This window comes from Sphingomonas sp. P4_G3 (assembly GCF_056401105.1).
Window position 1 is genome coordinate 754775 of the sequence record NZ_JBFUJZ010000001.1, and the last position, 19572, is coordinate 774346.

The window sequence follows — 19572 nt, forward strand, 5'->3', positions numbered from 1 at the left end:
TAGATGTCACGCCTTTGGGAGATTTTGTGATGGGTAGTTTCAGCCTGGTTCATTGGCTGATCTTTGGTGTGATCGCGATCCTGGTCCTTGGTGGTGGCCGGTTCTCGAACATGATGGGTGACGTGGCCAAGGGCATCAAGCAGTTCAAGAAGGGTATGGCGGAAGATGACGATGCCGTCCCGCCCAGCCGGATCGAGGCCAAGCGGCAGACCGATCCAACGGTCGAGGCGACCGCCGAACGCGTCCGCGACGCCGAACGCTAAGCGCCGCCGGAGAGGCATCCGGCCGTGATCCTGGATATAGCCCCAACCGAATTGTTGGTATTGGGGGCGGTGGCGTTGCTCGTCATTCCGCCCAAGGACTTGCCGCGCGCGATGCGCTTCGCCGGGCAATGGGTCGGCAAGGCGCGCGGGCTGGCGCGCCAGTTCCGCTCCGGCTTCGACGACATGATCCGCGAGTCGGAATTCGCGGAGATGGAAAAGAAGTGGAAGGCGGAGAATGAGCGCATCATGCGCGAATTCCCGCAGACCGTGGACATGGCGGCACTGATGGCGCCCAAGCCACAGGACGTGTCGGATGCCGATCCCGCGCCGGTGATGGTCGAGCAGCCGGTGATTGCTCCGGAGCCGGCACCAATCCATGCCGCGCCGGAAACCGACCCGGCCCCGGCACCGCGCAAACCCCGCGCTAAGACGGCCAAGAAGGCGATGTCGCTGGATACCGTCGAGCCAACCGCGCCCAAACCGCGTGCGCGCAAGCCCAAGGCGGCTGCCCCAGTCGAAACGCCGGGCGATTAGGCGATGAGTGACGAGGACGATATCGACGCCAGCCGCGCGCCGTTGATGGATCACCTGATCGAGCTACGCAAACGCCTGCTCATCAGTATCGGCACGTTGGCGCTATTGTTCGGCGCTTGCCTCTATTTCTTCGAACCGATTTTCGCGGTGCTGGTGCATCCGCTGGTCAAGGCCGGGTTTCCGAAGCTCATCTACACGTCTCCCTATGAGATGTTCTTCGTGCAACTGAAGGTCGCGTTCTTCGCGGCAATCATGCTGGCCTTTCCGGTGATCGCCAATCAGCTGTGGCAGTTCGTGGCGCCCGGGCTCTATCGCAAGGAAAAGCGCGCGCTGCTGCCGTTCCTGCTGGCGACGCCGGTGCTGTTCGGGCTGGGGGCGAGCTTCGCGTATTTCTTTGCGGTGCCGGGCGCGCTGCACTTCCTGCTCGGCTATCAGGGCAATGTCGGCGGCGTACAGCAGGAAGCGCTGCCGGCCGCGGACAACTACCTGAAGTTCATCATGCAGTTCCTGTTCGGTTTCGGCGTCTCATTCCTGATGCCGGTGCTGCTGATGCTGGTCGAGCGTGCGGGGATCGTGACGCTGGAGCAGCTCGTCCGCGCGTGGCGCTACGCGATCCTGGGATGTTTTGCGGTGGCGCTGTTCCTGGCCCCGCCGGATGCCGGGTCGATGATCATGCTCGCGCTGCCGCTGGTCGGCCTGTACGTGCTGACGCTTGGCGTGATCTGGCTGACGCATCGCCGTCGCGATCGCCAGCCAGCCCCCGACACCGAAACGGCCTGAACCAGCCTATTTGTGCCCGTCTTATTTGTGTTTGTCGGCGGTCTTCGAGACCGTGCTGCCGACCGAGCTGACATCCCGGCCCACACCCGAAATCGTGTTGCAGCCGGCGAGCAAAAGTGCCGTCGCTGCGAGCGACAGACCGATAATCTTGTTCATCATGAATTCTCCCGAACTTTCTGACTCTGAGTTTTTGCCGATCCCTGGCGGGAATCCCCGGCACGCCAATGATCGAGCCGCCGAATTCGTTCCGGCGGCGTTTCATCTTGGCTATTTGGCTATCCCACTGGACTTTGACGAATTTAGGCCCGGAAGCGCCACCGGGGGGGGAGGGGTTGACGCTTCCGGGCCTATGTCGTGGATAGCGAGAGCGGGGGGGCATAAGGTCGCTATCCGAAAAGCCAAACGCACCTTTTTCGAGGTTGTTCCCAAAAAAAATGCACCGGCCAAAATTTTTTTAATCGCGGCCCGTCACGGCGACCGCGATCTCATAGGATCCGGTCAGCGGGTCATGGTGGAGCGGCGCGCGAAGCTGGCGCGACAGGCCCTCGATCACCCTGGCGTAACGCTGCCCCAACGCCCCGACCAGCGCGTCGCCATCGACTAGCGAGGGGGATGTGACGCGCAGGATCGCGGTGCCGGGCGTTTCCCCCTCGCGTACCGAGATATGGATCTGTGCGTTGGGAATGACGCTGATCGCGAGTTCGATAATCTCGGTGAGCAGGAAGGCGATTGCGATCGCGATGTCCTGGGTGACCAGCCAGGGTTCAACGTCGAGCAGGATCGACAGCCCCGAATGTTCGGGACTGGTCGCGCGGATGTTGGACGCGAGCTCGCCGATCACGGAGCGCAGGCTGAGGCCGCGATTATCCTCCATCTCGGCGAAATGGTGGCGATGGACCACCGCCAGCGCGTCGACGCGTCGTTGGATCGAGGCATAAGCGCGCGCCGCTTCGGCCGCCTGGGCGCCGCGCGCGTGAAGATTGATCAGGCTGGAGATGACTTGCAGATTGTTCTTCACGCGATGGTGGACCTCCCGCGTCAGCCGCGTCTGGCGCACCAGTCCTTCGGCCAGCCCGGCCTCATGCAGGATCAGCGTCCGGCTCAGCGACCGGAACGTCTCGCCGAGTTCGCGGATTTCCTGCGCCGGCAGCGATCGTACGACCGCCGGATCGATCACTTCGCCCGGACGATAGGCGGCGACGCTGGCGCGCAACGTCCGCAAAGGCTTGATCAACAGGCGATCGACGACGAACCAGGCGAAGCCGGCAGCCGCGATCCACATCAGGATCGGAAAGATCAGCGCGATCAGGATCGGAGAGGTCAGCACCTTGGTCCGCATCCGCATTTCAACCGACAGGTCGCCGATTCCCAGTGCCGCGCGGACCGGTACGTACAGATCGAGCGGGTTGTCGCCGCCCAACGACCGCAGCACCAGCCGGTCGGAGCTGCCAGGGCTGCTCAGCGATTCCTCATAATCGGACGCGAAGCCGGACGGTTTGGCGATTTCCGAGAGAAACGCCGCAGGGAAGAAAGCGGCGCCACGCACCTCGCCACCCGGAGCGGCGATCGCCAGCACGATCCCCTTGTCGGGGACGATCCGCGCGGTCGATCCACTGGCGCGCATCTGTTCGGGCATCGCCACCGGCAGGCGCGAACCGCAGAGCAGGCGGTTCTGGCCATCGACGATCATGAACCCGGCGCCGGTGGTCGATGACTGTGCGAACACACCCTGCACGCGCGCGCAGCTCGGCGTATCGCCGTGATCGATCGCCAGCGCCTTCATCGCGGAGGTCAGCGCGGTCATGTCGCCGACCAGCTCGATCGAGAGATTGCGCGAGCTTTCCTGCGCGGCGACGCGCAATTGCGAGGCGGCTTCCTGGCCGGCCTGGCGCGTGGTCGACAGGGTCGCGAAGAAAGCGATCACGGCGAACGGCAACAGCGCCACGCCGAGGATCATGAAAATCTTGGCGCCGGTCGGCATGCGCGCGACGCGTGCGCCCAGCGTACCCGCCGCCCGCTCACCAGCCGTCAGGCCGCCCATGGGCTATCCCAGCTTGTTCAGCAGATCGAGCATCTGATCGGGAACGGGTTCGCTGGCGGCGGCATGATAGACCGAGCGAAGGGCGGCACCCATCGCTTCGTCCCTACCCTTTTTGCCCTTGTCATCCTTGTCGTCGGACTTCTTGTCCCGCTTTGACGACGGCCGGCCAGGCTGCAACGCAATCCCCCTCATATACATGCCGGCCATGCCGGAACAGAAAACGACCCGCAAGAGGGGGTCCCGACACGACGCTTAGAATGCGCCATCATGTCTGTGAAACCAAAAACGATCTCGATTGTTCCACTAGCGAACAGAAAATTTGCCGCGTTGCATTCACCAAGCCGGGCCCCCACTAAAGGCCGGCATCCTATCGGGGAGATTGAAATCGTCATGTCGCTCGGTCAGCAGCTAGCCCCTCATCTACCGTTCCTGCGTCGTTATGGGCGGGCGTTGACGGGAAGCCAGGAACATGGCGACCGCTATGTCCGGGCCACGCTCGAGGCGATCGTCGCCGCACCGGAGGAGTTTCCGCGCGACGTCGAGCCGCGACTCGGCCTGTACCGCACGTTCCAGGCGATCTGGCAGAGCGCCAATCCCGGCGAGACCGAAACGCCCAGCGGCGACAATGTCAGCGGGCAGGAAGCGATTGCGCGAGCCCGGCTGGCGCGCATGACGCCATTGTCACGACAGGCGCTGCTGTTGACGGCGATGGAAGGCTTCACCACCGAGGACGCGGCCTATCTGATCGACGTCGAGAATGACGAGGTCGAAAAGCTCGTCACCGAAGCGCTCGCCGAGATCGAGCAGCAGACGCGTGCGCGGGTGCTGATCATCGAGGACGAGCCGATCATCGCGATGGATATCGAGACGATTGTCCGCGATTTGGGGCATGACGTCACCGGTGTGGCGGTTACCCGCGACGAAGCCGTCGCCGCAGCGATGGCCGATCGCCCCGGCCTGGTGCTCGCCGATATCCAACTGGCGGATGACAGTTCGGGGATCGACGCGGTGAAGGACATCCTCGCGGAATTCCAGGTTCCCGTCATCTTCATCACCGCTTTCCCCGAACGCCTGCTGACCGGCGAGCGGCCCGAGCCGACCTTCCTCATCACCAAGCCGTTCCAGCGGTCGACCGTGAAGGCGGCGATCAGCCAGGCGCTGTTTTTCGACGAGTCGACCGTGCCCGCTTGACCCATGGGTCTCGCTTAACATGCGCTCGGCCGCCGGCGATATCCGACAGGATGCCGCCGGCGGCCGCATTTTGTCGAGCCAAGGTTCGGGAATTCTGTCTAAATACTCAAAGTTCCATCAGTTACGGAGCCAAAACGGGATTTGTGCGTTTTGACATGATGGCTGAACCCACTCCCTCAGAGGCTTCGGTGCACACCGATGCCGAGCATGCACGGGCCGGCGCGACGCCCGGCGTCATGCGCTACGTCCTCGGTATTTCGTTGGTGCTGGCGGTGGTAATCCTGTCGGCGATCGTTTGGGGCCCGGTGCTGTTCCACCAATAATGGAGCGGTCCGGCTTGGCCCTGGCGCCCATGTCACCCTATGTATCCTCTCGGTCGCTCGTTGGCGGCCCCACGTTCGACGGAGTTCCATGAGCAGCACAGCGACCGGCAATGTGGATGACAATGGGGAGGCGATCGAGCACGTCGCTTTGTCGGATCCGGAGTTCAAGGAACAGCTGGGGCAAGTGATCCCGCATCTCCGTGCGTTCGGCCGTTCCTTGTCAGGCAGCCGGGACCTCGCTGACGACCTGGTGCAGGAAACCTTGCTCAAAGCATGGGCAGCGCGGCAACGCTTTCAGGCCGGCACCAACATGCGCGCCTGGACCTTCATCATCCTGCGCAATCTGTATCTGAGCCAGATGCGTCGCGCGCGATTTAAGGGCGAGTGGGACGATCTGGTCGCCGACCGCATCCTCGCCGCGCCCGCCAGTCAGGACAAGCATGTCGAGCTGGGCGACATGCAGCGTGCGCTGCTGCTCTTGCCGCAGCCGCAACGCGAGGCGCTCATTCTGGTCGGCGCGGGCGGTTTTGCCTATGAAGAGGCCGCCGAAATCTGTCAGGTCGCGGTCGGCACGATCAAGAGCCGCGTCGCGCGCGGGCGCGTCGCGCTCGAGGCGATCCTGAGCGGTGGGCAACTCACGTCGCGCCGCAACGCCCCCGATCATCCCGGCCGCACCGCGCTCGATACGATCATGGACGAGGTCGACGACCTGAGCGGTGACCATAGCCCGGCGCCTGATCAGGGCGACGACGATATCGACGAGGACGAGGAATAGAGCGGCTTCGACTTAGGTCGAGGTGCCTCAAATCCATCCTGCTTTTTCGAAGGCCGTCGCAACTGTCGCTCGGAAACTAGGCACCCTGCTGGCTAGTTTGAACTATATTCCGTGTCGGATCGACGCGTGATCAGAGACCCTAATTGTCTTTCGACAGTCGCCTCAGCAATGACGTCAGGTCGTTCGGAAGGCTCGGCGCGCCGGTAAAAATCTGGCGCAGCGCAATGCCCACGCCATCGCTCTCGCGCGGGCGATGCACGACATGGTGGCTGTCGGAATGCGTCGCCTGACTGTGCGGATTGGGCGGGCTCATGCGACGTAGAACGTCGTTTGCCACGATTTGTTGCCACTTTGTCGTCAGTTTAATTGATCTGGATCAAATTGTGCTTTTCGCGCAACGATTGGCGCGCGCGAATGAGTGCTCTAGGGTGTCATCCGCAACCGTTTCAGCCTTTGCTGAAACCATTGGGCCAATATGGTGACTGCGCAGAATTTCGTCGATGCCGTCGCCAGGGCCGAAGCGCACGCGCCGTTCCTACGTCTCGCGCTCGAACAGCAGCCCGACCTCGCCGCCCAATTGGCGCAAGGTGTGGTGCCCGATCCGGCGCCGTTCGATCCTGATCTGCCCGTCAGTGTGGCACTGCGTCGGGCGCGCCGGCGCGAAGCGTTGATTGTCGCGATCGCCGATCTGGCCGGAGCGCTCGACCTGGTCGGCGTGACGCGGCGGCTGACCGACTTCGCCGATCGCGCGCTCGACCTCGCCATCCGCACGGCGATCCACGAGCGGGCGCCCGATGCCGACGTGAGCGGTTTCGCCGGGATCGCGCTCGGCAAACAGGGCAGCCACGAGCTCAATTATTCGTCGGACATCGATCCGATCCTGCTGTTCGACCCGACGACCTTGCCGCATCGCGTGCGCGAGGAGCCGGTGGAAGCGGCGGTGCGGATCGCGCGCCGCGTCGTCGAACTGCTCCAGGCGCGCGATGGCGAGGGCTATGTGCTCCGCGTCGACCTTCGCCTGCGGCCGTCGCCGGAGGTGACGCCGATCGCGTTGCCGGTCGACGCGGCGATTTCCTATTATGAAAGCCAGGCGCTGCCCTGGGAACGCGCCGCCTTCATTCGCGCGCGTGCCTGCGCCGGCGATGTGGCGCTCGGTCAACGTTTTCTCGACGCGATCCGGCCTTTCGTCTGGCGCCGGGCGGTCGATTTCGGCGCGGTTGGGGAGATTCGCGAGATCACGCGGCGGATTCGCGATCACCACGCGCAAGGCCAGGCCTTTGGACCGGGCTATGATCTCAAACGCGGGCGAGGCGGCATCCGCGAGGTGGAGTTCTTCACCCAGATTCATCAGCTGATCCATGGTGGCCGCGATCCATCGCTCCGCGCCCCGGCGACGATGGACGCGCTCGACCGGCTGTGCGCCGGCGGTCGCATCACGAGCGAAGAGGCCAGTGCGCTGAAGTCCGCTTATGTGGCGCTGCGCACGGTCGAACATCGATTGCAGATGGTCGACGATCGCCAGACTCATGCGCTGCCGCGCACGGGAGAAGCGCTCGAGGGCGTAAGCCGGTTGGCGGGGTTCGAGGATAGCGCGGGTCTGATCGCGATGCTGCGGCCGCATGTCGAACGGGTCGGGCAAATCTATGATTCGCTCGATGCGCGCGACGAGGCGGCGCTGGCCAGCGACGCCGACAGCCTGTCGGCGCAACTGGGCGCGATCGGCTTCGACGATGGCGCCAGCGCTGTCCAGATGATCGAGCGATGGCGTGGCGGCTCGTATCCCGCGTTGCGCAGCCCGGCTGCGCGCCAGGCGCTTGAGGCGGTGCTGCCGGGGCTGATGACGGCGCTCGGCCAGGCACCCGATCCGCGCGCTGCTTTGGTCCAGCTCGACACGATGTTGTCGCGGCTGCCGAGCGCGATAAATTTTTTTCGTCTGATCGAGGCGCGGCCGCAATTGGGGCAATTGATGGCGACGATCCTCAGCCACGCACCGCCGCTTGCGGGCGCGCTGAGCCGTCGGCCGGCGTTGCTCGACGGGTTGATCGACGCGACCGCGCTGGAGCCGGTCGGTGATGTCGCCGCGCTTGCCGAGGAGATGCGCTCGGGTGAGGCGGGGGACGATTACGAAGCCGCGTTGCAGCGGGTTCGCCTCGTGGTCGGCGAAAAACGCTTCGCGCTCGGCGCGCAACTGGTTGCCGGGACCAGCGACCCGCTGGAGGTCGCGCATGGCTATGCGCGCGTCGCCGAAGCCGCGATCGAGGTTCTCGGCGCGGCCACAGTGGCCGAGTTCGCGCGCGCGCACGGCCATGTACCCGACAGCGAATTGCTCATCCTGGCGCTAGGGCGGCTCGGCGGCGGCGCGCTGACGCATGCTTCCGACCTCGACCTTATCTATCTCTTCACCGGCGATTTCTCCGCCGAATCCGATGGCCCCAAGCCGCTGGGCGCAGTTCATTACTATAACCGCCTCGCGCAACGCCTGAGCGCCGCTCTGTCGGTGCCGACCGCTGCCGGCGCGCTGTACGAGATCGACACGCGATTGCGGCCATCGGGGGCGCAGGGCCCGTTGGTCGTCTCGCTCGCCGGCTTCGCCAAATATCAGCAAGAGGATGCCTGGACCTGGGAGCATATGGCGCTGACCCGCGCGCGCGCCGTATTCGGCTCGCAACGCGCTCGACAGGACGTAGCCGCGGTGATCGACGCGGTGCTGACGGCGCCGCGCGACACAGCGAAGCTCATCGCGGACGCGGTCGACATGCGGGCCGAAATGGCGCGGCACAAGCCGCCGCAGGGATCGCTCGACGCCAAACTGTTGCCCGGCGGGCTGGTCGACCTCGAATTTGCCGTCCATGTCGCTCAGCTCTCGCATCCGGGCGTTGCGATCGACCCCGACCTCGACCCGGCGATCGACATGCTTGCGCGGGAAGGGATCGTTCCCGCGTCGCTCGGTGAGGATTACCGCTTCCTGACGCGCATGCTGGTGTTGCTGCGGCTGGTCGCGCCGGACAATGAGCCGCCATCGCCGCCGACCCGCGAGTTGATCCTGCGATCGTTCGGCGCCGACAGCTGGGATGCGCTGGTTGCGCGTTTCGATGTGACCCGGCAGGAGGTTGCGCGGGTCTGGCAATCGGTGAGTGGAGAGACAAATGGCGGGACTTGAGGTCGGCGATACGCTGCCCGACGCGGTGCTGACGGCACCCGACGGTGCGACGATCAACCTGCGCGATTATGCCGGCAAGCCGCTGGTGCTCTATTTCTATCCCAAGGACGATACTGCCGGATGCACTCGCGAAGCGCAGGATTTCACCGCGCTGTTGGCCGACTTCCACAAGGCCGGCGCGACCGTGCTGGCTGTGTCGAAGGACACGCCGGCAAAGCACCGCAAATTTGCCGACAAATACGCGTTGACGGTGCCGCTCGCGAGCGATGAGACCGGCGTGATCGAGGCGTTCGGCGCCTGGGTGTCGAAGAAGCTCTATGGCCGTGAGTATATGGGGATCGACCGCTCGACCTGGCTGTTCGATGCCTCGGGCAAGTTGACGAAAGTCTGGCGCAAGGTGAAGGTTCCGGGGCATGCCGAACAGGTGCTGGCCGCGGTGCGGGAACTAGGGTGAGCGGGCGGGAAGTTGGCGTGAGTTCACCAACAGGGTAGGCCGCCCGCATGACTTCGGTCGAAACCAGCATCACTATCGCCGCCGCCTGTCGCTCGGTGCTCGAAACCTGCGATCCCGCCGCCAAGGTCAAACGCGCTCGATCAGTCGTGCGCGCCTGGCGCCGGGGCAATCTGGCGCACCAATTCGACGTCGCGATGCCCGATCGGCCGACGCGGCCCGCCGAACCCCAGCTGCTCCCGCCCAACCGCATGCCCCGGCGCGGCAAGGGGGGATCAGAACGCGGCCGGATCGCGCTGATTCACGCGCTCGCGCATATCGAGTTCGTCGCAATCGACTTGGCATTCGACCTCGTGGGACGATTCGGCGGTCATTTTCCGCGCAATTTCATCGACGACTGGCTGTCGGTCGGCGCCGATGAGGCGATGCACTTTGCGCTGCTCGATCGACGGCTGCGTACGCTGGGCAGCCATTATGGCGCGCTCGCGGCGCATGACGGTTTGTGGGAAGCGGCCGAAGCGACCGCACACGACCCGCTTGCGCGGCTTGCCGTGGTGCCGATGGTGCTCGAAGCGCGAGGCCTCGACGTCACGCCGGCGACGATCGATCGCTTCCTCGCCGGGGGCGACGAGGGAACCGCTCTTATCCTCAAGCGTATTCTCGCCGACGAGATACGTCATGTTGCGTATGGCGCGACGTGGTTTCGCGCGGCATGCGAATCAACTGGAATCGCGGCGGAAACGCATTGGCGCGCCTTGGTGCGGCGCCATTTTCGCGGCATGATTAAGCCGCCATTCAACGACTCAGCCCGCGAAGCTGCCGGTCTGCCCCGCGAATATTACGCGCCTCTTGCATGAAAACGACATGCTGGCACTTGTCACCGGTAACAACCGGGCGCGGAGGGGCTGGGTCCGGATTAACCATCTTCATGATCGCCGTTAATGCGGGGATCGTCGCCAGGGTCGCCGGGGACGCATGATCAAACTTACGAATTTGCAGGAGGCGTTCGCTCGCTGCCGCCAATTCTTCAAAACACGCGATTTCATTTTCCATGATGGCCGCGATCTTCGTCGTTTCTCGATCGCGGGACGCACGCAGGCCGCGGTTGCTGTCGCGGGTGCCATCACGCTGAGCTTCTCGGCGTATGGCGTTGCACAGGCAGGCGTGAACGCCGTGGCGCTGTCGGGCCTCACCGGAACGCCGCTCACCTCCGAGGCGAAAGTCGCCAAGATGGAGGCGCAGGTCGCCGGCATGCAGGCCAAGATCCAGCAGATCAAATATGTCGCCGATGCCCGCGCCAAGCGCGTCGAGGCACGCCAGGCGATGCTTGCCGCCGCGATCAGCGGGCAGGGCGAGGTCCAGCCGGTCGCCTATCAGCCGATCGATCCCGAGGCTGCTGCCGCTGCCGCCGACGTCGTCGCGCCGCTGGCGCAGGTCGAGCACGATCAGGTGACGCTGGCGATCAAGGCGCGGATCACCACCGAGAAAAAATATATCGCCGCGCTTCAGCGGGCGAAGGCGTTGGGGATCAACCCCAGCCGCTTCCAGACCAAAAGCGCCGCGATGGGCGGCCCGTACGAAGCCGCCGACAGCGCAGAAGCCGCCGCCGACATGGCCGCCGACGCCCAATTCCGTGCTCTGTTCCAGACCTGGAAGAAGCTTGATACGCTCCAGGACGGCCTGATCTCGATCCCGTCGGTTCAGCCGGTCAGCAATCTCAAATTCACCAGCAATTTCGGCATCCGCAGCGACCCGTTCCGCGGCACCGCGGCGTTCCACCCGGGCGTCGACATTCCGTGCGGGACCGGCACTGCGGTCTATGCCACCGCCGACGGCACGGTCGACCGTGCGGAGCGCGCGGGCGGCTACGGCAATCTGGTCGAGCTCGACCATGGCCGTGGCATCCAGACCCGTTATGGTCACTTGTCGAAGATCCTGGTCACCGCCGGGCAGAAAGTGAAGCGCGGCCAGCTGATCGCGATGTCGGGCTCGACCGGCCGCTCGACCGGTCCGCATCTCCATTATGAGGTCCGCATCGACGGCCGCGCGGTGAATCCGATGCCGTTCCTGCAGACCGCCGATTATCTCCAGGCGATCAAGAGCCCGCAGCTCAACGCCGTTCCGGTCAGCACCGCTCCGGCGGCGGACTCGGCCGACTGATTTCTCGAGGGACGCGAGAGGAGGGGCCGTTCCGGGGCAACCGGGGCGGCCCTTTTCGTATCTTGCCGTCCGCATGTGTTGCTGAGCGGGCGGCGAGCGCCTATCTCCCCACCATGGCTACCCTCGCCGACAACATTGCGCTGACTCCCGCCGCCGCCAAGCGCGTGGCGTGGATCGCCGAGCGCCAAAGCAAGCCTGCCATCCTTCGCCTCTCGGTAGAAGGCGGCGGCTGTTCTGGTTTCCAGTATAAATTCGGCCTCGCCGAGGGGCTGGAGGACGGCGACACCGTGGTCGAGACCGATGGCGTCAAGCTGGCGGTCGACGATATGAGCCTCGATCTGGTGCGCGGCTGTTCGGTCGATTTCGTCGACACGCTCGGCGGCGCGCATTTCACCGTGGAAAATCCCAACGCAGTCTCGGGCTGTGGTTGCGGTTCGTCCTTCTCGGTGTAAGCTTTTGCTGATCACCGAACCGCCCTCCGCACGGGGAGCGGGCCGGCCGCAATCGAACGAAAGCACCGCGTGAAGATCGTCAGCTACAACGTCAACGGCATCAGGGCGCGGCTCGAGCGGCTGGTCGAATATCTGTCCGAGCAACAGCCCGATGTGGTTTGCCTGCAGGAACTGAAAGCGGCCGATGACGGATTCCCGATCGATGACATTCGCGCGGCCGGCTATGGCGCGGTGTGGCACGGGCAAAAGGGCTTCAACGGCGTCGCGGTGCTGGCCAAGGGCAGAGACCCGGTCGAGCGGCAGCGGGGCCTAGCCGGCGATCCTGAGGACGCGCACAGCCGCTATCTCGAATGCGATGTCGACGGGCTCGTGGTTGCCTCGATCTATCTGCCGAACGGTAATCCGCAGCCGGGTCCCAAGTTCGATTACAAGCTGAAATGGATGGAACGGCTGGCCGATCGCGCGCGCGATCTGCTCGCCGAGGAAGTGCCGGTGGTACTCGCCGGCGACTATAACGTCATTCCCAATAATGACGACACCTTCTCGGTTCGCGCGATGGCCGATGACGCGCTGATGCAGCCGGAAAGCCGCGAGCGTTATCGTACGCTGCTTGCCCAGGGGTGGACCGACAGCCTGCGCACGCGCCACCCCAAAGGCGGGGTGTGGACCTATTGGGATTATCAAGCCGGTGCATGGCAGCGCGATGCCGGCTTTCGCATCGACCATTTGCTGCTCAGCCCGGTCGCCGCCGACCGCCTGGCCGATGCCGGCGTCGACAGGGAGTATCGCGGTCGCGAAAAGGCGAGCGATCACGCCCCCACCTGGGTTCGGCTGCGCTAGGCCGATGGCCTTCCATTCCCGGCTAGCTGGCGCAACACTCGTGCTGTTCGCAACGGCTTTGTTCGCTCCCACCGTCGCGCATGCCGGCGATCAGGACCGCGATTATTGCCCCGCGCGGCCGGGGCTCGGCACGCCGGCTTGCACCATGGCGCCGGGCCAGGTGTCGGTCGAAACCTCGCTCGGCGACTGGACGCTCGACAAACAAGGCGGCGACCGCACCGATACGGTGCTGATCGGCGATACATCAGTGCGGATCGGGTTGACCGATACGGTCGAAGCGCAGGTTGGCTGGACTCCCTTGGGGATCGTTCGCGAAAGGGCTGGGGACGCAGTAGATCGTACGACCCGCACCGGCGACGCGACGTTCGGCATCAAGGCCAATCTGCACAATCCAGACGGCAGCGGACTGTCGGTCGCAGTCCAGCCGTTCGTGACGCTGCCGGTCGGCCGCGCGCCGATAGGGGCCGGCGATTGGGGAGCGGGGCTGGTCGTGCCGGTAACCTATGATCTCTCCAAGACCGTGAACCTAGAAATCACGCCCGAAGTCGACGCCGCGGTCGACCAGGGCGGCCGCGGGCGGCATCTCGCCTTTAGCGGCGTGGTCGGCGTCGGTGTCGCGCTGAACGATGCGTTGACCTTCACGCTGGAAAACCAACTGGTTCGCGATGACGATCCGTCGGGATCGACCACGCAGGATCTTGCGTCGGCATCGCTGGCCTGGATGCCGCGCAAGACGCTGCAACTGGATGTCGGCGCCGTCGCCGGGCTCGATCGCAATGCCCCGGATGTCGAGCTTTATGCGGGGATCGCGCGCCGCTTCTGACGTCTGCGTAAACCGCGCCGCGCGTTCCGCCGATCTTTGGTGCGAATTCCCGCGCTTTGGTTCCCTGCGCCAATGTCTACAACTGTAGTCGCCAAACAAGCCATTGATTTATAACGTTTCTAGTGTTTGGCATACTTAATGCACCAATACACGTGCTGGTCACCCCCGCCAGCTAGTTAGGAGCAGGAAGATGGTCAAATACACGATCGCTGCCGTCGCGGTGTTGGGTGTCCTTGTGGGCGGCCCCGCGCTCGCCTCGGGCAAGGTCAAGAGCGACGCTGGGACCGCGAAGGGTCAGCAAACCGCCGCCAATGGGTCGACGCGCTATTGCTACCTCGTCCCCGCGACGACCGGCACGATCATCGACCGCAAGGTGTGCAAGACGCTCGATCAATGGCGCGCCGAAGGCGTCGACCCGACCAAGCCGCAAAACAACTGAGCAACGTAGAAGCGCGGCATCCGCCGCGTCGTTCCAAAGGATGAAGCTATGATCAAGACCATGATGACAGGGTTCGCCACCGCTGCGGCACTGACGATGATTGCCGGTTCCGCGCAAGCCGCCGAGCCGCGGACCGCTAGCGATGCGACACCCGCAGCGCGCGCTACGCCGACCGCCGAGTCCACGGCGCAACCGAAATATTGCGTGGTCGGCGCCATTACAGGATCCCGCATTGAGCGAAAGATCTGCAAGACTCGCGAAGCCTGGATGCGCGAAGACAATTTCGATCCGCTCAACCGTTGAGCGGTTTTCGGCCCTGGTCGTACACCAATGGCCCCGTGCGGCCAGGGTCGGAATATTGTTGGGACCTGCCGCTAATAGATCGCGGCCAGCTCAAATTCGTTTCTCGTAGATCTGATAGACCTTGTTGACCTTGCTATCGATCGCGTCGGCAATGGCGTTCATGCCCTGATTGTCGTCGAGCACCCAGCCGATCTCTCCTCGCGTCGCACCGTATTTCGAAATGGCGGCGCGGCGGATATATTCGATCATCATGAAGGCCAGCTGGCTCGCCATCCGCGACGCCTGCAATTCCTTGATTACCCCCATCAGCGGGACGCGCATCGTCCTCGCCTGGGGCTTGCGCAGCCACAATAACAGCTTCGCCCAGCCGAACGGCAGCAAATTGCCGTTCAACGGCTTGATCGCTTCGTTGAGGTCGGGGAGCGTGATCATGAACGCAACCGGCTTGCCGTCGAGCTCGGCGATACGGATCAGGTCGTTATAGACGATCGGCTTCAGCATGACGCCGATATCGTCGATCTCGGGCGGGGTGAACGGCACGAACCCCCAATTGTCCGACCAGGCATCGTTGAGGATGTAGAGGATGATCGCCGCTTCCTCGTCGAACTTCGACTTATCGACCTCGCGAATGCGGATGCGCTCGTTGCGCTCGCCCATCTGGACGATGCGCTGGACGATCGGCGGGAAGTCCTTGGAGATGTCGAGATCATAAGTCATGACCTGCTTGACCGGCTGATAACCGGCGCGCTCGATCCAGCCCTGATATTCGGGTTTGTTGTGCCCCATCATGATCGTCGGCGGATGGTCGAAGCCCTGGATCAGCAAGCCGGGCTCTTCCCAGATCGACGCGCTCAACGGCCCGAGCACGCGGTCCATGCCCTGATCCTTCAGCCACGCTTCGGCGGCGGCGATCAGCGCCTGTGCGATCGCCTCGTCCTCTGCGTCGAAATAGCCGAATTGGCCGCAGCCGGGTCCGAAACCCTGGTCGGCCGGCATTTCGAGCGCCAAGGTGTCGATATGCGCTGAGATGCGCCCGACGACCTTGCCGTCGCGCTCGGCCAGGAACAATTGCTGCTTGGCGTGGCTCAGCCAGCCGTTCTTGCCCGGGATCAGCTTTTTCAGCGCGTCGCCCTTCAGCGGCGGCACCCAATTGGGATCGTCCTTGTACAGACGATAGGGCAGGGCGACGAACTTCTTCAGGTCGCCCTTGCTGTCGATCGGGCGGATGGTCACTTGACCGGGCATCGGCACCTCATGCGCTGGAACAGTCCGCGCGTTAGGCTTTGTCCGTGGCTTCGACAATCCCGGCGGCGTGCCGTTTTACGCATGATGAGGAATTGCGATCACCCTGATCGGCGCGGCTTCGTCGTTGGAATGCCACCGTGTCGCCACTATGTTCGGCCAATGGCGCTCCCCATGGATACAATTGTGACTCTCGACCGCCGCACCGCCGGCGCGGCCAGCGCCGCGCCCGTGCGCGCGCGGATCGACGACGACAGGGCAATGCTGAAGGCGGCGGCGGATCTGACCCGCGACCTCAATGTGCCCAATCCGCGCATCTACTGGTCCGACATGCTGCTGTCGGCGGCGATCGGCTACGCGGCATTGGCCGGCGCGATCCTGGCGCCGTCGACCGGCTGGGCGATCGCGGCGGGCGCCGTCGCGGTTCTCGCCCTGTATCGCGCCGAAAGCTTCATCCACGAACTCACCCACATCAAGCATTCGGCGGTGCCTGGTTTCCGGCTGGTTTGGAATCTGCTGGTCGGCATTCCGCTGCTGACGCCGAGCTTCATGTACGAAGGCGTGCACAATCTTCACCACGCCCGGACGCGCTACGGCACGGTGGAAGACCCCGAATATCTGCCGCTGGCGCTGATGAAGCCCTGGACGCTGCCGGTGTTCCTGCTGGTGTCGGCGCTGGCGCCGGTCGCCTTGCTGGTCCGCTACGCCATTCTCACGCCGCTCTCTTTGACCGTGCCGGCGCTGCGCCGTGTCATCGTCGCGCGCTATTCGGGCCTGCAGATCAACCCGTCATTCCAGCGCAGGCCGCCCGAGGGAGAGGCGCGTCGGCTGTGGCACCGGCTGGAGGCTGCCGGCAGTCTGTGGTCGATCGCGCTGATCGCGCTGACCGCGACTGGGATCATCCCGCTCAAAGCCTTCGTGACCTTCCTGATCGTCGCCTCGGCGGTCGCGGTCATCAATCAGGTGCGCACGCTTGTCGCGCATCTCTGGGAGAATGACGGCGAAGCGATGACGGTGACCGCGCAATATCTCGACTCGGTCAACGTGCCGCCGCCGGCGGTGCTGCCGATGCTATGGGCACCGGTTGGGCTGCGCTATCACGCGCTGCATCATCTGCTGCCGGGGCTGCCTTATCATGCGCTAGGCACCGCGCATCGCCGGATCACCGCGGCGCTCGAGCCGGACTCGCCTTATCACAAGGGCAATTACAAGGGCCTGCCGCACCTCGCGACGCGGCTGGTGAAGAGCACGTTTCAACCGCGTTGAATTATTGCCCTCCCGCTGGCGGGAGGGGTTAGGGGAGGGCGTGTCGCCTTCCCGAGAATCCCTTTTGGGTAGAGCGGACAACAGGCCCTCCCCCAGCCCCTCCCGCCAGCGAGAGGGGAGCGGCTATTCCTCAGTCCTGATCAGGACTGCCTCGCCGATCATCAGGAACAGCACGAACGGCGCCCAGGCCGCGAGCATTGGCGGATAGGCGCCGAGATTGCCCATCGCGAGCGCGAAATTGTCGACCACGAAATAGGTGAAGCCCAGTGCCATGCCGACCACGGCGCGGATGAAGAGCTTGCCCGATCGCGCGATGCCGAACGCCGCGATCGCGCCCAGCAACGGCATCAGGATCGAGGATAGCGGCCCGGACAGTTTATGCCACAGATCGCCTTCGAGTGCCTTGGTCGGGCGGCCCGCTGCCTTGAGGTCGCCGATCGCCGACCATAATTCGGTGAACGACAGGCCGTCGGCATCGACCGTCGCCAGCGTGAACTGGTCCGGGCGCACGCCTTCACCAACCACTACAGCGCCCAGGTTGGTCGCCACACCGCTGGTGACGTCGAACTTCTGGGCCGGCCAGATCCGCCAGCCTTTGCCTTCGCGCCGACCATGCGGAGCGGAAATCGTCGCCTGCAGCTCGCCGGCCTTGTCGCGGTCGTAGAATGTGACGTCGGTCAGGGTTGCCGCGTCGCCGCGACCCTTGACCAGCTTGACGTTGATCAGATCGTCCCCTGACCGCGTCCATATGTTGACGCGATCGCCGCGGTCGATAGGGATCGGTGCATAATCGACCTTTTGCCAGCGGTTGAGCGTGGCAGTCGCCCGGCTCACGATCCGGTCGTTGAACGCGAAGCTGAGAGCCGCGACGCCGATCGCCGCGATGATCATCGGCGCCAGCACCTGATGCGCCGACAGGCCCGACGCCTTCATCGCGATCACTTCCGAATTTTGATTGAGCGTCGAATAGGTGATGATCGCGCCGAGCAGCACCGAATAGGGCAGGAAGCGGGCGATGATCTCTGGCGTGCGCAGGCTGATATAATGCCAGACTTCGGCCTGCCCGTTGCCGGCATGGGCGAGAATCCGTCCCGATTCGCTCAGCGCGTCGAGGAACTGGAGAACGATGACCAGCGCCGCGAGCACCGCGAAGGTGCGCACGAGGAAGCTCTTCGCCATGTACATCGTCACCGTTCGCGACGGGAAGAACTGCATCGAGATCATGCCGGTTGGGCCTCCGGCTCGTCGTCATCGCCGTTGCGGCGTGGCCGCCGGAATGGCAGCCAGCGCACGACCACCTTGCTGACCTTGGCGAAGACGCGTTCCAGCGCGCCGATCGGCTGGCCGCCGGGAACGAACGCGATGGTGTGAAACATCCACAGCACCAGTCCGGCGAAGATCGCGAACGGCACCCACAAGGCGATGAATGGGTCGACCCGACCCAGTCCGCCGATCCCCTCGCCATATTCGTTGACCTTGAAATAGGTCACGATGATCACGATCGACAGGAACACGCCCAGCGCGGACGACGATCTCTTGGGCGGGACCCCGAGCGCCAGCGCCAGCATCGGCAACAGGAACATCGACACCACCTCGGTGATGCGGAAATGGAACGCGGCGCGGCTGGTATCGCGCAGCGGTTCGGGTTGCGTTCGATCGCGGCCGATCTGGGCAAGTTCGGGCAGCGTGAATTCCAGATTGCGCCCGCCGCGCGCGCGGAACGCGCTGGTCGGGGGCAAGCGGATCGGGAAGTTCCATATGTTGAAGCGCAGCACGCGCGGCACCGCGACCTTCGCCTCCTTGCTGACAAGCGTACCGTTGGTCAGCTGGAAGATGATCTCGTCGGGATTGGGCGCGGCGTAGAATTTGCCCTTTTCCGCGGTGACTGCAAACGAGCCGCCTTTGTCGTCGTTGCGCTGGACGAAGATGCCCTTCAGCTCGCGCCCTTCATCCTTGCTTTCCTCGATCCGCACGGTCGGGCCGTTATTCGGGAAAGTGGTGAACTCGCCAACCTTGATCGAGGCGCCGAGCGCGCCGGTGCGCAGTTCGTAGCGCAGATTCTCATAGGCGTATCGCGCCTTGGGCTGGACATAGCCGACGATGAACAGGTTCAGGATCGCGAGGACAATCGTGTACATGTACGGCACGCGCAGCAGCCGCCAATAGCTCATCCCCACCGCGCGCAGGATGTCGAGCTCCGACGAGGTCGCCAGCCGCCGAAAGGCGAGCAAGCAGCCCAGCATCAGCCCGATCGGGATGCCCAGGCCGAAATATTCGGGCAGCAAATTGGCCAGCATCTGCCACACGACGCTGATCGGCCCGCCTTCGGTCGCGACGAAGTCGAACAGCCGCAGCATGCGGTCGAGCACGAGCAGCATCGCCGCGATCACCAGAGTGGAGAATAGCGGCAACGCGATCAGCCGGGCCATGTAGCGGTCGATGGACTTCATGGCTGACGGAAAACGGATCCTTCTCGGCCGGGAGCGGCTAGGGAGATGATCGAACGGCTATAGGGCGGCATTCGGTCCG

23 protein-coding genes are annotated in these 19572 nt (G+C 64.2%); 16 read left to right on the forward strand and 7 right to left on the reverse strand.

The window, feature by feature from the left end; all coding sequences use genetic code 11:
* The first annotated feature begins 29 nt into the window (after window positions 1-29).
* Genes AC1DQQ_RS03590 through tatC form a run of 3 tightly spaced genes read left to right on the forward strand, consistent with a single transcriptional unit; the run spans window position 30 to window position 1577 of the window.
* The gene (locus AC1DQQ_RS03590) at window positions 30-263 is read left to right on the forward strand and encodes a twin-arginine translocase TatA/TatE family subunit (RefSeq protein ID WP_478040478.1); all 234 of its coding nucleotides are present in this window, start codon (window positions 30-32) and stop codon (window positions 261-263) included.
* A gap of 24 nt (window positions 264-287) precedes the next feature.
* Window positions 288-797, forward strand: a complete 510-nt coding sequence (locus AC1DQQ_RS03595; protein ID WP_478040479.1) for a twin-arginine translocase TatA/TatE family subunit — start codon at window positions 288-290, stop codon at window positions 795-797.
* A 3-nt stretch (window positions 798-800) separates the two neighbouring features.
* The gene (gene tatC, locus AC1DQQ_RS03600; RefSeq protein WP_478040480.1) at window positions 801-1577 is read left to right on the forward strand and encodes a twin-arginine translocase subunit TatC; all 777 of its coding nucleotides are present in this window, start codon (window positions 801-803) and stop codon (window positions 1575-1577) included.
* Between the two features lie 21 nt (window positions 1578-1598).
* Here tatC and AC1DQQ_RS03605 read toward each other — a convergent pair whose 3' ends face one another.
* The 3 genes from AC1DQQ_RS03605 to AC1DQQ_RS03615 form a co-directional block, all read right to left on the reverse strand.
* Window positions 1599-1733: an entericidin A/B family lipoprotein gene (locus tag AC1DQQ_RS03605; RefSeq protein WP_478028469.1), complete on the reverse strand. Its 135-nt coding sequence runs from the start codon at window positions 1731-1733 to the stop codon at window positions 1599-1601.
* Between the two features lie 298 nt (window positions 1734-2031).
* Entirely contained in the window at window positions 2032-3618 is a 1587-nt protein-coding gene (locus AC1DQQ_RS03610) for a sensor histidine kinase (protein ID WP_478040481.1), read from the reverse strand.
* Window positions 3619-3621: 3 nt separating this feature from the next.
* Window positions 3622-3711 carry a NepR family anti-sigma factor gene (locus AC1DQQ_RS03615; RefSeq protein WP_478028472.1) on the reverse strand — a complete coding sequence of 30 codons (90 nt, stop codon included), beginning with the start codon at window positions 3709-3711 and terminating at the stop codon, window positions 3622-3624.
* Between the two features lie 297 nt (window positions 3712-4008).
* On the opposite strand from AC1DQQ_RS03615, the gene AC1DQQ_RS03620 reads away from it, so the two are divergent.
* From AC1DQQ_RS03620 to AC1DQQ_RS03630, 3 genes are all read left to right on the forward strand, one after another.
* Complete coding sequence (locus AC1DQQ_RS03620) at window positions 4009-4809, forward strand: response regulator (RefSeq protein ID WP_478028473.1); 801 nt, start codon at window positions 4009-4011, stop codon at window positions 4807-4809.
* A 188-nt stretch (window positions 4810-4997) separates the two neighbouring features.
* Window positions 4998-5132: a hypothetical protein gene (locus AC1DQQ_RS03625; protein WP_478040482.1), complete on the forward strand. Its 135-nt coding sequence runs from the start codon at window positions 4998-5000 to the stop codon at window positions 5130-5132.
* 88 nt (window positions 5133-5220) lie between these two features.
* Window positions 5221-5907, forward strand: coding sequence for a sigma-70 family RNA polymerase sigma factor (locus AC1DQQ_RS03630; RefSeq protein WP_478028477.1), 687 nt, complete (start codon window positions 5221-5223; stop codon window positions 5905-5907).
* 139 nt (window positions 5908-6046) lie between these two features.
* On the opposite strand, the gene AC1DQQ_RS03635 is transcribed toward AC1DQQ_RS03630, so the two are convergent.
* Window positions 6047-6244, reverse strand: a complete 198-nt coding sequence (locus AC1DQQ_RS03635; protein WP_478040483.1) for a hypothetical protein — start codon at window positions 6242-6244, stop codon at window positions 6047-6049.
* A gap of 138 nt (window positions 6245-6382) precedes the next feature.
* On the opposite strand from AC1DQQ_RS03635, the gene AC1DQQ_RS03640 reads away from it, so the two are divergent.
* The 9 genes from AC1DQQ_RS03640 to AC1DQQ_RS03680 all read left to right on the forward strand — a co-directional run bounded on the left by AC1DQQ_RS03640 (window position 6383) and on the right by AC1DQQ_RS03680 (window position 14535).
* Window positions 6383-9067, forward strand: a complete 2685-nt coding sequence (locus tag AC1DQQ_RS03640; RefSeq protein WP_478044249.1) for a bifunctional [glutamine synthetase] adenylyltransferase/[glutamine synthetase]-adenylyl-L-tyrosine phosphorylase — start codon at window positions 6383-6385, stop codon at window positions 9065-9067.
* Entirely contained in the window at window positions 9054-9521 is a 468-nt protein-coding gene (locus AC1DQQ_RS03645) for a peroxiredoxin (protein ID WP_478044250.1), read from the forward strand. The genes AC1DQQ_RS03640 and AC1DQQ_RS03645 overlap by 14 nt, the downstream gene beginning before the upstream one ends.
* Before the next feature lie 47 nt (window positions 9522-9568).
* Window positions 9569-10375: a ferritin-like domain-containing protein gene (locus AC1DQQ_RS03650; protein WP_478044251.1), complete on the forward strand. Its 807-nt coding sequence runs from the start codon at window positions 9569-9571 to the stop codon at window positions 10373-10375.
* A 118-nt stretch (window positions 10376-10493) separates the two neighbouring features.
* The gene (locus AC1DQQ_RS03655) at window positions 10494-11678 is read left to right on the forward strand and encodes a M23 family metallopeptidase (protein WP_478028484.1); all 1185 of its coding nucleotides are present in this window, start codon (window positions 10494-10496) and stop codon (window positions 11676-11678) included.
* 113 nt (window positions 11679-11791) lie between these two features.
* Window positions 11792-12130 (forward strand): iron-sulfur cluster insertion protein ErpA, encoded by a 339-nt coding sequence (erpA, locus tag AC1DQQ_RS03660; protein WP_478044252.1) that lies wholly within the window; start codon window positions 11792-11794, stop codon window positions 12128-12130.
* 69 nt (window positions 12131-12199) lie between these two features.
* On the forward strand, window positions 12200-12970 hold the full coding sequence (xth, locus tag AC1DQQ_RS03665) for an exodeoxyribonuclease III (protein WP_478044253.1): 771 nt from the start codon (window positions 12200-12202) through the stop codon (window positions 12968-12970).
* Between the two features lie 40 nt (window positions 12971-13010).
* Complete coding sequence (locus tag AC1DQQ_RS03670) at window positions 13011-13793, forward strand: transporter (RefSeq protein WP_478044254.1); 783 nt, start codon at window positions 13011-13013, stop codon at window positions 13791-13793.
* 190 nt (window positions 13794-13983) lie between these two features.
* Window positions 13984-14232 carry a hypothetical protein gene (locus AC1DQQ_RS03675; protein WP_478028490.1) on the forward strand — a complete coding sequence of 83 codons (249 nt, stop codon included), beginning with the start codon at window positions 13984-13986 and terminating at the stop codon, window positions 14230-14232.
* 48 nt (window positions 14233-14280) lie between these two features.
* Window positions 14281-14535, forward strand: coding sequence for a hypothetical protein (locus tag AC1DQQ_RS03680; protein WP_478028492.1), 255 nt, complete (start codon window positions 14281-14283; stop codon window positions 14533-14535).
* Between the two features lie 90 nt (window positions 14536-14625).
* Here AC1DQQ_RS03680 and AC1DQQ_RS03685 read toward each other — a convergent pair whose 3' ends face one another.
* Window positions 14626-15780 (reverse strand): N-acetyltransferase, encoded by a 1155-nt coding sequence (locus AC1DQQ_RS03685; RefSeq protein ID WP_478040488.1) that lies wholly within the window; start codon window positions 15778-15780, stop codon window positions 14626-14628.
* Window positions 15781-15951: 171 nt separating this feature from the next.
* Between AC1DQQ_RS03685 and AC1DQQ_RS03690 the strand changes: the two genes are divergently transcribed.
* Window positions 15952-17043, forward strand: coding sequence for a fatty acid desaturase family protein (locus AC1DQQ_RS03690; protein WP_478044256.1), 1092 nt, complete (start codon window positions 15952-15954; stop codon window positions 17041-17043).
* Between the two features lie 123 nt (window positions 17044-17166).
* On the opposite strand, the gene lptG is transcribed toward AC1DQQ_RS03690, so the two are convergent.
* Both lptG and lptF read right to left on the reverse strand, forming a co-directional pair.
* Entirely contained in the window at window positions 17167-18267 is a 1101-nt protein-coding gene (gene lptG / locus AC1DQQ_RS03695) for an LPS export ABC transporter permease LptG (RefSeq protein ID WP_478028496.1), read from the reverse strand.
* Window positions 18264-19493, reverse strand: coding sequence for an LPS export ABC transporter permease LptF (gene lptF, locus AC1DQQ_RS03700; RefSeq protein ID WP_478028497.1), 1230 nt, complete (start codon window positions 19491-19493; stop codon window positions 18264-18266). The genes lptG and lptF overlap by 4 nt, the downstream gene beginning before the upstream one ends.
* Window positions 19494-19572: the final 79 nt, after the last annotated feature.